General features: G+C 63.3%; 13 protein-coding genes and 1 tRNA gene. 2 read left to right on the top strand and 12 right to left on the bottom strand.

What is annotated here, in order from left to right; genetic code table 11:
* Positions 1–3: 3 nt before the first annotated feature.
* The 11 genes from ACFQ2S_RS07040 to ACFQ2S_RS06990 form a co-directional block, all read right to left on the bottom strand.
* Positions 4–771 (bottom strand): crotonase/enoyl-CoA hydratase family protein, encoded by a 768-nt coding sequence (locus ACFQ2S_RS07040; protein WP_386073749.1) that lies wholly within the window; start codon positions 769–771, stop codon positions 4–6.
* 10 nt (positions 772–781) lie between these two features.
* Positions 782–1546 carry an SDR family NAD(P)-dependent oxidoreductase gene (locus tag ACFQ2S_RS07035; RefSeq protein ID WP_386073748.1) on the bottom strand — a complete coding sequence of 255 codons (765 nt, stop codon included), beginning with the start codon at positions 1544–1546 and terminating at the stop codon, positions 782–784.
* 90 nt (positions 1547–1636) lie between these two features.
* On the bottom strand, positions 1637–2953 hold the full coding sequence (locus ACFQ2S_RS07030) for a TRAP transporter large permease (protein ID WP_386073747.1): 1317 nt from the start codon (positions 2951–2953) through the stop codon (positions 1637–1639).
* Positions 2950–3537 (bottom strand): TRAP transporter small permease, encoded by a 588-nt coding sequence (locus ACFQ2S_RS07025; protein WP_386073746.1) that lies wholly within the window; start codon positions 3535–3537, stop codon positions 2950–2952. Before ACFQ2S_RS07025 ends, ACFQ2S_RS07030 begins: the two co-directional genes overlap by 4 nt.
* Positions 3538–3597: 60 nt before the next feature.
* On the bottom strand, positions 3598–4647 hold the full coding sequence (locus ACFQ2S_RS07020; RefSeq protein ID WP_386073745.1) for a TRAP transporter substrate-binding protein: 1050 nt from the start codon (positions 4645–4647) through the stop codon (positions 3598–3600).
* A gap of 359 nt (positions 4648–5006) precedes the next feature.
* Complete coding sequence (locus tag ACFQ2S_RS07015; protein WP_386073744.1) at positions 5007–5918, bottom strand: sulfotransferase family protein; 912 nt, start codon at positions 5916–5918, stop codon at positions 5007–5009.
* Between the two features lie 356 nt (positions 5919–6274).
* Entirely contained in the window at positions 6275–8299 is a 2025-nt protein-coding gene (locus tag ACFQ2S_RS07010) for a TRAP transporter permease (protein WP_386073743.1), read from the bottom strand.
* Complete coding sequence (locus tag ACFQ2S_RS07005) at positions 8299–8763, bottom strand: DUF1850 domain-containing protein (protein WP_386073742.1); 465 nt, start codon at positions 8761–8763, stop codon at positions 8299–8301. The genes ACFQ2S_RS07010 and ACFQ2S_RS07005 overlap by 1 nt, the downstream gene beginning before the upstream one ends.
* On the bottom strand, positions 8760–9719 hold the full coding sequence (locus tag ACFQ2S_RS07000; protein WP_386073741.1) for a TAXI family TRAP transporter solute-binding subunit: 960 nt from the start codon (positions 9717–9719) through the stop codon (positions 8760–8762). Before ACFQ2S_RS07000 ends, ACFQ2S_RS07005 begins: the two co-directional genes overlap by 4 nt.
* Positions 9720–10165: 446 nt before the next feature.
* Complete coding sequence (locus ACFQ2S_RS06995) at positions 10166–11323, bottom strand: calcium-binding protein (RefSeq protein ID WP_386073740.1); 1158 nt, start codon at positions 11321–11323, stop codon at positions 10166–10168.
* 557 nt (positions 11324–11880) lie between these two features.
* Positions 11881–11956 (bottom strand) — tRNA-Thr (locus tag ACFQ2S_RS06990).
* 177 nt (positions 11957–12133) lie between these two features.
* On the opposite strand from ACFQ2S_RS06990, the gene ACFQ2S_RS06985 reads away from it, so the two are divergent.
* On the top strand, positions 12134–13012 hold the full coding sequence (locus tag ACFQ2S_RS06985) for a hypothetical protein (protein WP_386073739.1): 879 nt from the start codon (positions 12134–12136) through the stop codon (positions 13010–13012).
* Between the two features lie 21 nt (positions 13013–13033).
* Here the strand turns inward: ACFQ2S_RS06985 and ACFQ2S_RS06980 are convergent, their stop codons facing one another.
* Positions 13034–13315, bottom strand: a complete 282-nt coding sequence (locus ACFQ2S_RS06980) for a DUF2312 domain-containing protein (protein WP_386073738.1) — start codon at positions 13313–13315, stop codon at positions 13034–13036.
* Positions 13316–13454: 139 nt separating this feature from the next.
* Here ACFQ2S_RS06980 and ACFQ2S_RS06975 point away from each other — a divergent pair, with 139 nt between their 5' ends.
* Positions 13455–13670: a hypothetical protein gene (locus tag ACFQ2S_RS06975; protein WP_386073737.1), complete on the top strand. Its 216-nt coding sequence runs from the start codon at positions 13455–13457 to the stop codon at positions 13668–13670.
* Positions 13671–13673: the final 3 nt, after the last annotated feature.

Genomic DNA, 13673 nt, shown 5'->3' with positions numbered 1-13673 from the left:
GGCTTACCGGAACTTCGGAGCGCGCTTCTCGAGGAAGGCGGCGAGCCCCTCGAGCGCATCCGGGCTGGTCTGGGTGAGCGCGGCGCAGAGGCTCTCGGTGAAGAGCCCCTCGTGGCGCGGCATGTCCTCGATCCGGGAGAGCGCCTGGATCATGATGTAGTTCGAAAGCGGCGCGTTCGACGCGATCTTGCGCGCCAGCTCCATTGCCAGCGGCAGTGCCTCGCCCTCGCCGACGCTGTAATGGGCGAGCCCGAGCGCCAGCCCCTCGTCGGCACTGTACTTGCGCCCCGTCAGCATCATCTCTGTCATCCGGTCGGCGCCGAGGATGCGTCCCACCCCCACGGAGGCCCCACCGCCGACGAAGATCCCGCGCCGCCCCTCGGGAAGCTGAAAGATCGTCGACGGCTCGGCGATGCGGACATGCGTGGCGGAAGCCAGCTCCAGCCCGCCGCCGATCACCGCGCCGAACATCGCCGAGACCACCGGCAACCCGCCGAACTTGATCCGGTTCATCACCTCGTGCCAGCCGCGCGAATGGCGCATGGTGCCTTCGGCATCGCGGGAGACATGCTCGCTCAGGTCCAGGCCGGAGCAGAAATGCCCCGCCGTTCCGGTCAGCACGACAACCTTCACCCCTTCCGGCGGATTGCGAAAGACGGCGTCGATCTTCTCGAGCAGCGCATCGCACATGGCGTTGCGCTTGGCGGGACGGTTCATGGTCAGGACGGCGATGCCATCCTCGACCTCGATCCCGAGCATCTCTTCGGACATGGCGGGCTCCTCAGCGCGGTGGCAGGCGCACGGCGCCGTCCAGCCGGATGGTCGTTCCGTTGAGGAACGGATTGGTGACGATCTGCTCGGCCAGCAGCGCGTATTCCTTCGGCAAGCCAAGGCGATGCGGGAAGGGAATGTTTGCGACGATTTCGTCCGTGGTCTCTTTCGGCAGCCCCTCCATCATCGGGGTGTGGAACAGCCCCGGGGCGATCGCCACGACGCGGATGCCGAAACGGGCGAACTCACGCGCCGCCGGCAGGCACATGGACGCTATGGCGCCCTTGGACGCCGCATAGGCGGATTGTCCGAGCTGACCGTCTTCCCAGGCCACCGACGCGGTGTTCACGACCACGCCGCGCTCGCCATCCTCGAGCGGCTCCAGCTCCATCATCCGCTTCGCCGCGTGGCTCATGACGAAATAGGTGCCGAAGAGGTTTACCCGCAGGGTCCGCTCGAACAGATCGCTCGAGGTCTTGCCCTCGCGACCGACGATCCGGGCCGCCGGGCCGATCCCGGCGCAGTTGACCGCAATGCGGGGAGCGGTGCCGAAATGCCCGGCGACGGCGCCAATGGCCGTGTCCACTGCGGTCTCGTCGGCCACATCGACCTGCACGGCAACCCCGCCGACCTCGGCGGCGACGGCTTCGGCCCGCTCGCCGTCGAAGTCGAGAACGCCCACGCGCGCGCCCCTCTCGGCCAGATGCCGCGCGGTCGCCGCCCCAAGGCCGCTTGCCGCACCGGTCACGATTGCCACCTTTCCCTCGATCAGCATCGGTTCACCTCCATGTCGTTATCCGGGATCATTGTTATGCGTCATACCTATCTGCGCGCGGATCAAGCCGCGGTGGGAGCTGCCCGTGGTCTAGCCGGGCAGCAGGAAAAGGGTGATTGCGGGGAAGAGTACCAGGAGGATCACCCGGACGATGTCCGAGGTCACGAACCACAAAACGGCCTTGTAGGTGTCCTTCATGGCGGTCTGCCGATCCATCGCGTTGATAATGAACAGGTTCATCCCCACCGGTGGCGTGATGAGCCCGACTTCCACGACGATCAGCACGAGGATGCCGAACCAGATCGCCACGTGCTCCGGGCTCATGCCGAAATCAAGCGTGCTGATGACCGGGAAGAAGATCGGAATGGTCAGCAGGATCATCGACAGGCTGTCCATCAGACAGCCGAAGATCAGGTAGAACACGAGGATCAGAGTCAGCACCGTCCAGGGGCTGAACCCCTGACCGACGACCCAGCCGGACAATTCCTGCGGCACCTGGCTGAGCGCGAGGAAGGAATTGTAGAGACCGGCCCCAAGCACGATGAAGAAGATCATCGCGGTGCTGAGCGCCGTCTGCAGGATCGCATCGACAAAGATCCTCCAGCTCAGGCTGCCCGAGAGGAGCGCGATCACACCGGTCCCGGCGGCGCCGACAGCCGCGCCTTCGGTCGGGGTGAACCAGCCCAGGTAGATGCCGCCGACGACGAGGCCGAAGACCAGCAGCACCGGCCAGACGTCGATCAGCGCCTTGAACCGTTCGGCATAGGGGATCGGCTCTCGTGTGCCCGCGGCCTTGGGGTTCACGCGGACATAGATCGAGATGGTGATGATATAGCCGATGGCGGCAAGAATGCCGGGGATGAAGGCGGCGAGGAACAGCTTGGCGATGTTCTGCTCGGTCAGAATGGCATAGATCACGAGGATCACCGAGGGCGGGATCAGGATGCCGAGCGTGCCGCCGGCGGCCAGCGTCGCGGTGGAGAAGCCCCCCGAGTAACCGTAGCGGCGCAGTTCCGGCAGCGCGACCTTGCTCATCGTGGCGGCAGTCGCCAGCGAGGAGCCGCAGATCGCGCCGAAGCCCGCGCAAGCGCCCACGGCCGCCATCGCCACCCCGCCCTTGCGGTGGCCGAGCCAGCTCTCGGCCGCCTTGAACAGCGCGGAGGACATGCCCGAGAGGGTTGCGAATTGCCCCATCAGAAGGAACATCGGGATGATCGACAGCGAATAGCTTGAGAAGGTCGAGTAGGTCTCGGTCTTGAGCTTCGACATGAACATGTTCGAGCCGCCCATGGCGAAGTAGAGCCCGCCGATCCCGCAGAGCAGCATCGCCAGCCCGATCGGCGCCCGGAGAAAGATCATCGCCAGCAGGATCGGGAAGGACAGGTATCCCAGCTCGAGCATGCTCAATGGTGCGCTCCTTCGGAGTGAGGCAGGTGGCTCCGGCCGGTGACGACATCCAGCACCCGCGCGATGGCGCAGTAGATCCCGACGATCGAGGCCGCCACGGCAGCAACCAGGCTTGCCGCATAGGCCCACCAGACCGGAAATTGCAGCAGGAAGGTCGTCTCGCCGTTCGAGATCTTGCCCTCCATCCCGGCGTAGAGTCGCCAGGTGATGAGCAGGATCACGGCGGTCAGAATCCATTCCCAGAAGATCACAAGGAAGCGGTTGAACCAGTGTGGAAACGTCGTGGCGAAGATATCGACGGTGGCATGGGCGTGGTGCAGTTGCGCATAGGGAAGGAAGGCGAAGATCGCGAAGGCGATACCGGCCTCCACGAGCTCGAAATCGCCGGTAACCGGGGCAACCCCGGTGGCGATCAGCGCGCCCGCCGCCCCTTCCGAGATCGAGGCGAGGAAGGCGGAATGTCCGAACGTGTTCAGACCGCGGCCCAGTACGCTCACGCAGGTCAACACGACAAGTGCTGTCAGCACAACGCCGCCCAGGACCGCCATGAAACGGGCCAGACGTTCCAAGTGTTTCAACATCATGGGACCGGGCTCCAGGTTGGTGGAGGCGATCTCCGGGCGCGAGCCCGGAGACCCACGGGATCAGTTGGAATTGGCTTCGATCAGTTCCAGCGCACGTTTGCGCAGGCCGGTGCCATCGAGACCCTTCTCATCCATCTCCGCAATCCAGGCATCAATGGTCGGCATCGACGCTTCTCGCCACTCGGAAACCTGCTCCGCGGTGAGCTCGATGATGTTGTTCCCAAGGTCGGCCGCCATTTGACGCGGTGCCTCGTCGTCGGCCTGGGTCTGTTTGCCGGCCATCGCGGAGAACTCAAGGCCGGAATTGGCGTCGATCACCGCCTTCAGGTCGTCGGGCAGCGATTCCCAGCGATCCTTGTTCATCGCCAGCACGAAGGTCGCCGTATAGAGCGCTTCGCCGTTGAAGGTCGTGTGGTTCTTCACCAGCTCGCTGGTCTTGAGCGCACCGGTCACTTCCCAGGGAATGACGGTCGCATCGATGACCCCCTTGGAGAGGGCCTCCGGCACGGCGGGGATCGGCATCCCGACCGCGGTGGCGCCGAGCGCGCTGAACATCTGGTTGGTGACACGCGTGGGTGCCCGCAGCTTGACCCCGTTGAGGTCCGCAACCGTCTCGATAGGATCCTTGGAATGGATCACGCCGGGGCCATGCATCCACAGGCCGAGGACTTTCACGTCCTTGAAATCCTGATCCATCATGGTTTCTTCGGCGAGCTGCCAATAGGCGCGCGACGCGGCTTCGGCCGATGTCATGGTGAAAGGCAGCTCGAAAACCTCGGTGCGCGGGAAACGGCCCGGGGTATAGCCGGGCAGCGTCCAGATGATGTCGGCGACACCATCCACCGCCTGGTCATATAGCTCCGGGGGCTTGCCGCCGAGCTGCATCGCCGGGAAATGCTGGAACTCGATCCGCCCGTCGGATTCCGCCGTGATCTTGTCCATCCAAGGCTGAAGAACGTTCTTCGGGACGGCGGCCTGCGCCGGCAGGAACTGGTGCAGGCGCAACGTGACATCCGCCGCCCAGGCATCGGTCGCCATGCTGGCAAGTCCCGCGGCCGTCAGGGCGCTCGCCCCCATGAATTGCAGAATACTCCTGCGCGTGTTGATCATCGTGTCCTCCCTGGTCGATCAACCTGTCAGTCAATCTGGCGAATTCGCCGAACCGCGGCGCCTCCGCAAATTGATTATGACATATAACCTTCCAACCACGATCAACCACTCAAAGCGTTAAGTCAATTGAGCGTTCCTCCCTTTTAGTTTCGATATATGGAAAGAGACTTCCCCCTCGCCGCCGTCATCAGCCCGGACACACCACCGTCACGAAACCGCGTCTTCCTTGGCATCGACGGTGGTTCTCCGGGGCAGGATTGCGACGCGCCCGTAGCACATTGATATGCGCTGTCAGCGCGGCCAATACAGCGATCTCAAGCTGCATCACTGGCCAATTCGGACCGCCTGTCCGCGGCGTCCTACCCTTCGGATCGTCCGAGCCAGGCTGAGAGATCACGGCCCAGGAAATATTCCAGCGCCTCGGTGTCTGCCCGGTAGAGCTCTTGCAGTTTCGTTCGTGCCTGCGCCGACATGTCGGGACGCGCCCGGTTCGATGCCCGAAGCCGCATCGCTGTCCGATACAACGGACGCGCAATCGGGGTCGGCAGTGATGTCTTCAAGGCAGCCGTGAGGGGTGACTTTGCGGTTATCCTGTCCAGGAACTGATTTCGAGGCACTCCGGTCGGGTTGAATCGGACGCTCACGTTGATGACAGCGCTTTGGTCAACTTCCAGAAATCTGAACACAGATGCCAGAACGTCGCCGGGCGCCCTCTTGAAGTCATCGAACAGGAGCACGAGAAGCCGGTTGCGCGGGACAACCTCGAGATACCGCGAAAGGTGCTCGTGATACATTCCTGCACGTAGGATCGAGCGTTCGCCAGGTTGAAGCGGCCGCTCAAGCGATCTGATCTCGGCTTCGATCATTTGCTCGAAGCTCCGGTCTTCCGCCCCTGCGTTACGAAGCCCCATCCAATTCGACCAGGCGCGTTCGATCGGATTGCGGAGGATCGCGATCAGACGCGCATGCGGCGCATCCGACGCGATCCGCTCTGCCACGCCCGGCGCATACAGGTAACGTGGCGAAGCTTCGCCGCACAACTGCGTGGGCAGCGCGTGGGAAAACTGATTTGTGTAATCCGCGTCGCTGCGCACAAGATACGTGACCTCCGCGGTTTCGACGTCGTCGATGGCCTCGCCCTCGACACACCAGCAGAAATAGTTCGTCTCCTTCACCTGGCTCATGGCGATCTGGGGATGCTGGGCAAGATAATGATAGAGCGAGGTTGTCCCGCTGCGCCCCGCGCCGATCAAGATGAAGTCCGGGACCATGGTTCGGTCTCCTCAAGTCGACCTGCTATCGCTCAAGATGGGGCGGTTTGCCTATACGTGAAACAAGGCTCCGATATTTGCGGCGGCGCGGCAAGTCCGAAGCTGCCCCGTTTTCCGAAGCACGGGAGCTTGCTGACATTTGCGCTCCAGTCGCATCTGGCACGGTCGTGGCGGAAGCCGACAGCCCACGGACCTGACACTGTCCGCAAAGCACAGGAACCGGAGGCTGCCCGACGCGACGCACGAACGGGTCGAGCGGTGTGTCGAATCCAGCACCGCAACTGGTCCCGACCGAGACGCAAGGGCCGATGTAAAATGGCAGAATGTCTTGTCCCCTGCGGCCAGGTCAGCCGGCTTCAGTCCGATGGCGCCGAAGCGCCCGTTGGACGCGGGACCTCGGTCGTCCCGCCGTCTTTTCTGGACTGCCTCCAGTTCATTCCCAGGACCAGAAGGATGATCCCGGTTCCCGCAGCTTCGACGGCGATCGATGGCCAGAAGACGGCCACGACGGCGGGAACGAGAAGGCTTCGCTGCCAGAGCGGCATGGGGCGCCAGAGATACCCCTCGAGCGCCACGGCGAACCCCGACATCGCCACGATCGCGATAGCACCGTTCCAGAGCACCAGAGGCAGCGGGCCGCCGAGGATGATCGACTCGTTGAAGACCATGAAGAGCGGGACGAGGTAGAGACCCTTGGCATATTTCCAGGCCTGGAAGCTCGTTTCCATCGGTTTTGCCCCGGCGATGGCCGCACCGGCGAAGCCTGCAAGCGCGACGGGTGGGGTCACATTGCTGTCCTGCGAATACCAGAAGACGACGAGGTGGGCGATCAGGATCGGCATGCCGAATTCCTGCGTCAGCGCGGGGCCGACAAGGATGATAAGGACGATGTAGGCGGCCGTCACCGGCAGGCCCATACCAAGAATCAGGCTCGCCAGGATGACCAGGATGAGTGCCAGCACAAGGTTGCCGCCAGAGAAGGCGATCATCATGGCGGAAAACTTGAGCCCGAGCCCCGTAAGCCCGACAACGCCCACGATGATCCCCGCCACCGCGCATGCCATCGAAACCGCGACCGCGTTGCGCGCGCCGAGTTCCAGCGCCTTGATCAACAGCTCACCGCCGCGCCGGCAGAGCGCCGCGAATCCGTCGAGCGTCGGTCCGCTGGTGGCAAAGGTCCAGAGCGCCCGCGCCACAGCGGCCGCGATGATTGAGACGATGGCGTAAAACCCCACTCGCATCGGCGAGTACCCCGCCACGAGAAACGCAACCAACGCGACGAGCGGCAGCAGGAAATGCCAGCCCTCGGCGAGAACGTTGCGTACGCTCGGCAGCTCCTCCGGCGCCATGCCGGTCAGCCCCTGCTTGGCCGCCGCGATGTGCACCAGCAGGTACACAGCGCCGAAATAAAGAACCGCGGGGAAGATCGAGACAAGCACGATGTCGACGTAGGGCACCTGGGTGAACTCGGACATCAAGAACGCGCCCGCGCCCATGAGCGGCGGCATGATCTGCCCGCCGGTGGAGGCCGCGGCCTCGATCCCGCCCGCTTGCGCCGGCCGGTAGCCCAGCCGCTTCATCAGGGGAATCGTGAAGGCGCCCGTCGTCACCACGTTGGCAATGGCCGAGCCGGAGATGGACCCCATGCCCGCGCTCGCGATCACCGCGGCCTTGGCTGGGCCGCCCCTCTGCCGGCCCGTGGCGGCATAGGCGAGGTCGATGAAGAACTTGCCCGCCCCCGTCACTTCGAGGAACGCGCCGAACAGGACGAAGACGAAGATGAACGTGGCGGCGACACCGAGCGGAATGCCGAAGATGCCCTCTGCACCCAGGACCATCTGGCTCGCCACGCGGTCGAGCGAGTAGCCGCGGTGGTTTAGGATTCCGGGCATCCAGTCGGCGAGGAAAGGCAACTCGCCGCGGGATCCGGCAAAGGCGTAGACGACGAAGACCGCGCCGATGATCGTCATGCCGAGGCCGACGGCGCGCCTTGCGGCTTCGAGGACGACAAGGACGGTGATCACCCCGACAACGACGTCCATGTCCCGCGGGAAGATCTGGTTTGCGATCGTGTCGATATTGACGGGCAGCCAGGCACCGACGAGGACGGAGCAGGCGACGAGCGTGCCGTCGATCATCCAACCGAGCGCCCCGCGCGGCCGCGACGGCCCCCAGACCGGGTAGATCAGAAAACAAAGGACGAGAATGAAGCCCAGATGGATGGGCCTCTGGTAAAACAGACCGAGCGGCTGAACGCCCGCGGCATAGAGATGAAACAGCGACAGCGTGATGCCGATCACGGTGATGGCGCGCAGCACCGGTCGGGGATGCGCAGGCCGGATTCGCCGTGCTTCCGTACCGGTATCGGTATCAGTGACCATCAGTCCTCGCTCCCGGTCAGTTCGATCCGCAGGCGCGCGCGGGGCGCTGCCTGCGATAGCGAAACGGTGGTCTCTCGCACGCGAAGCCTGTGGTCCACTGCACCTCTGCCCGGGCGCAGCACGTAGGCATCGCCAGGTACGCGCTCGTCGATGTCGAGGATCCAGTATCCGCCCTGTCCATCCGAGACCTGCCTGCCCCGGCCCGGAATATGGTCGAGCCCCGCCGCGAAATCGGGCAGGTGCGAGCGGACGAGCACCATGTGCCCGCCCCGGTTCTCGTAGCAGTCAGACACTTCGAACCCTTGCACGGAGTGGTGCCAGAGCACGCACCAGCCATCGCCTTCGGGCACGGCAAGTCGCGCGATCTCTGCACCATCCTCCCGCGTCACGACGAGGTCGCCGGACGCGGCGGTCGTGGCGAAAAGAAGGAGGGCAATCAGCCCTCCTCCAATGCTGCCCCTCACGGGCGCAGGTTGTCCGGAATCGTAACCCCGATCTCCTCATAGTAGCGGATTGCACCGGGGTGCAGAGGAACCGGCGTCGCCACCATCGTGAACTCGACCGTCGTCTGGTTCGCCGCCGGATGCACGGCCTGCAGGTCCGCGATGTTCTCGAACATCGCGCGCGTGATTCCGTACGCGAGCTCCTCCGGCATCTCGGAGGACACGGCCAGCACGTTGGGGACGCCGATAACGGTTGTGGCGGGGACGCCGTTGTAGACGCCCTCGGCAAGGGTGGTGCGTGCGAAGATCGGAACCATCTCCTGAGCGGCCTCGATCTGCGCGTCGGTCAGTTCGATGACGATGATATCGTTCGTGGTCGCCAAGTTGAGGATCGACGAGGTCGGCGCGCCAACCGACCAGAAGCCGGCGTCGATGTCGCCGTTGGCGAGTGCGTCAGCTGTCTCGTTGAAGTTCAGGCGCTGTTCGTCGATGTCGTCGTAGGTAATGCCGTTGGCGTTCAGAATCTCCTGGGCGTTCACCTCAGTCCCGGAGCCGGGGGCGCCGACCGAAACGCGCTTGCCGACCAGATCCTCGAGTGTCGAGATGCCCGAGCCTTCGAGCGTCACGATCTGTACCATGTTGGCATACATCGAGGCCAGGCCGCGGATCATATCGAGTTGCTGACCTTCGAAACGGCCCGTGCCGGTATAGGCCTGCTGAACCGTATCACCGAGCGCAAGAGCCAGATCGGCGTCGCCCGTGGCGATGAGACCCATGTTCTCCACCGAGGCGCCGGTGACCTCGGCGGTCGCGGCATATCCCTCCACATGGTTGTTGATGACCTCGGCGAGACCGCCGCCCATCGGGTAGTAGACGCCGCCGGTGCCGCCGGTCGCGATCGACAGCTGCTCCTGAGCGAGCGCGGGCAGCGGAGCGGCCAGTAGAACTCCGGCCGCCAAAAGGTTGGCGAATTTCATGGTGATCCTCCCTGAACCAGTTATCCCGAACAGTTCTAGGACAGATCAGGTCAGTGTCCAACATGCTGGTTCAGCCACGTTCCTGAACTGGGCAGTGGATGCACTGCCCCCAGACAACCGGACCGTTTGAAGCTGGAGGCTTCGGATACGGGGTACTTCACCCCGTTTCTGGTCCGGTCGTCATGCGACCTTTCGGGTTGGTTGAAGTTGGGCTGCACACGCGGCCACAAGCTCAAGACAGCGCTTCTTCCCGAGGTGCTATGCCAGCGAGTTCGTCTCTCTCGACCTTGATCTCCGCGTCTATCCAACGAGATCCAAAGGCACCGTGTGTACTCGCATTCTGTCCTAAAGCGGCCTGGTCTGGACGAGCGCTGAAGTATCGTCGCCAGGCCGTAAGTTGCGACCACCGGACGAGTAGCATCCGTTGGTCGCATTCGATCTCAGCGTCAGAGGATCAGGTCGTCTAGCGAAATGGTCCCCTGGATCTCGATGGCGAAGTCGGCCTTTCCGTCTCCGTCCACGTCAGCGCGGAGCACGCCTCCCTTCATGCGCAGCTCGCCCTCCTCGCCAGAGAACCCCTGACGGCCGATCCAGTCGAAGTCCTGGTCGCCACCCTCGGTCACGCAAGCATCGATGTCGGACAAGTCGATCTCGTCACCTTCCTCGAAGTGAACGATATCCCGCTTCTTGCCGACGGAGGAATGGTTGAGCGTTTTGAAGACGAAGCTGTCATCACCGGCACCGCCCCGGTAGACATCCTTGCCCGTTCCTCCCAGCATCACGTCATCGCCAGCGCCGCCGAAAAGCTTATCTCGACCGGCACCACCGATGAGCCTATCGTTATCGGCGCCGCCCTTGAGCCGGTCGGCTCCCTTGCCGCCAAGAACGGTGTCATCGCCACTTAGAGCATAGACCTCGTCGTCACCGTCGCCGGCGCGTATCTCATCATCGCCCTCCGTGCCGTCGATAAGATCATCGAGCGCCTCAAGCCCGCTCTCGATGAACTCCTCGAGATCGGCCTCCAGGTTGTCGAGCCAATCACCAAGCGCATCCGCTTTCGCGTCCGAGAGCGTGTCGGATTTTCGGTCGACCCAGTCGCCGAGGTGATCCATGAGGTTGTCGAGCCAGTCGCCCAACTGCTCCTCATTGCGATCAAGCCAATCCCAGAGATCTCCCGTAACGCCATCAAGCGAGGTGGGCATGGAACTGGCCAGGTAGGTCTTGAGTTCGGCGGCCAGCGTGTTCAGGTCCGTGTCGCCGACAATCGGGCCTATGTCGGTATCGGCGCCTTCGCTTGCGTCATCAACAAGATCCCCGAGGGTGCCAAGCCCATTCTCGATGAACTCCTCGAGATCGGCCTCAAGGTTGTCGAGCCAATCGCCAAGCGCATCCGCTTTCGCGTCCGAGAGCGTGTCGGACTTTCGGTCGACCCAGTCGCCGAGGTGTTCCATGAGGTTGTCGAGCCAGTCGCCAAGCCGCTCCTCATTGCGGTCAAGCCAATCCCAGAGATCTCCCGTAACGCCTTCAAGCGAGGTGGGCATGGTGCTGGCCAGATAGGTCTTGAGTTCTACGGCCAGCGTTTCGGTGTTGATGGCAGCAGTCATGTTTCCTCCTTCATCACAAACATTCGGATCTGAGCATCCCCGGGAGGAAACTGCAGGTCGATTTGGTCGAGAATGTGGCAATGCCTTGCCACCCGCAGGGCCCTAACCGAAAGCTTCATCGCAGGGGCAATGGCTGCGGCCTTGAATACTGTGATCCGGTCGCAGCGCTACGCTCGACCATCGAACATATTTGCGGCCAGCGCGCCTATTACTGACCGGAACGTGCACCCGAGGGCCATCTATCGACGAACGGCTCATGAAAGGCCTTAACAGCAGACGATGAAGGCGAGGTACGAGATCAGATCGGTGCCGATCTCGAGACGTCGAAGAGAACCACGTGAGCCAATCACAATGACAGCACTCCTCACGTTGACAGCACTCGGCCCCTTGCCGTGATCCGGAGCATCCTGAAAGCGGTAGTCTGGCCGGCAAACGACCTGCTCGACACAAGTCCTTCCCGTGGATTTGGCAACAAGGGCAAGCGCAAGAGAGTTCGTGGACCAGAGAGTCGACAAACCTGAAACAAAGACAAAAGACGATGTATTAGATTTGGATTATGGTGCCCCCAGAGAGACTCGAACTCCCGACCCTCTGATTACAAATCAGATGCTCTACCAGCTGAGCTATAGGGGCACTCAGCGTCCAGATACGCCGACAGCGGCGTCGAGTGCAAGAGGTTGGGCGCGACGCGCGCCGAAGCGGTGGCGGGCGGAGGTTTACCTTGCCCGCGAAGCGCTTATAGTTGCGGCAAAAATCTGCCCTGCCCGAGGGGCCGTGCACCGGCGCTTGGCCGGCTTGATGAGGGAAGCGATGAAGCTCGTCTATCACATCGGACTCCACAGCACCGATGAAGATCGCGCGCTGCGATGCCTGCTCCAGAATACCGAGATGCTGGCCGAGGCTGGAACCTTCGCCCCTGCGCCGGGGCGTTTCCGTCCGGTGCTGCGGCAGGCGATGATCCACCTTCGCGGCGCTCCGGCGAGCCGGCACATCCAGGAACAGGTGCTCGACGAGGTGATCGACCACGACACCGCCGAGCGGCTCCTGTTTTCAAACGACAGCTTTCTCTGTGTCCCTAAACGCGCCATCACCGGCGGGGCGCTCTACCCCCTCGCGGAGGAACGCGCGCCCTGGATCCGAAACCTCTTTCCGGACGATCCGGCGGAATTCGCCTTCGCCATACGCAACCCGGCAACGCTGATCCCGGCGCTGCAGACCCGTTTCGCGGAGGAAGAGGACTTCGCGGCCTATCTCGCCCGCATCCAGCCCGAGGACGTCTCCTGGGCCGACATGGTCGCGCGCTTCCAGCGGGCGGTGCCCGACTGCCCGCTGACGATCTGGTGCAACGAGGATACGCCGCTGATCTGGTACGATATCCTGGAGACGCTCTCCGGGTATCCGAACGCGCTGGAGTTGCAGGGCGTTCACGAGTTCCACCGGACCATCATGTCGGAGGAAGGCCTCGAACGAATGGAACGCTATTTCGAGACCCACCCGTCGGACAACGCCGAGCAGCGTCGCCGCGTGGTTGCAACCTTCCTCGAGGAATTCGCTACCCCGGAGGCCGTCGAAGAGGAATACGATCTGCCCGGATGGACGGCCGACCGGATTGCCCGCCTCAGCGAACGTTACGAAGCCGAGGTGGCAGAGGTGGCCGCGATGGAGGGCGTGCGCTTCCTGCGCGCATGATCGCCCTCCGGCGGGGCCAGCTCACATGCCGAGCGCGGCCTTGTACATCTCCAGCACCGCCTCTTCCTCGGCGATATCATCGGGCTCGCGCTTGCGCAGCGCGATGACCTTGCGAATCACCTTTGTGTCGTAGCCGCGCGCCTTGGCCTCGGCCATCACCTCTTTCTGCTGCTCGGCGATGTCCTTTTTCTCGGCTTCAAGCCGCTCGAAACGTTCGATGAACTGGCGCAACTCGCCTGCCGCAACCTTGTAGGTCGCATCCGCCGAGGATCCGCTCTCGATATCGCCTGTCATGTCGCTCATTGCCGCCCCTGCCCTGTTTCTCGGTGTGAAATACGCTTGGGAACCCCGTCCTACCGAGCCGCGCAGCCCCCTGCAAGAGCGGTTGCGCCCAGTCCGCGCAGGCTGTAGCGCAGGCGCGAGGCAAGACGGAGGAGGCTCGATGGAGCTGCTGATCTGGATCGGGGCGGCAATCTCGCTCCTGGGGCTGACAGGCATCGTCGGCTGTGTCGTGGCAGTGACCCGCGCAAAGCGCGCCGGGCTGGGCGACGAGGCGATGCGCGCGCGGCTGCAGAAGGTCGTGGCCTGGAATCTCGGCTCGCTCTTCACCTCGGCCATCGGGCTGGCGATGGTGGCCGTCGGCGTCATCCTGAGCTAGCGG

This window comes from Tropicimonas aquimaris (assembly GCF_042676185.1).
GTDB classification, from domain to species: domain Bacteria; phylum Pseudomonadota; class Alphaproteobacteria; order Rhodobacterales; family Rhodobacteraceae; genus Tropicimonas; species Tropicimonas aquimaris.
Note: the sequence above shows the minus strand (reverse complement) of the source record. Positions and strands in the feature narration are given on the sequence as shown.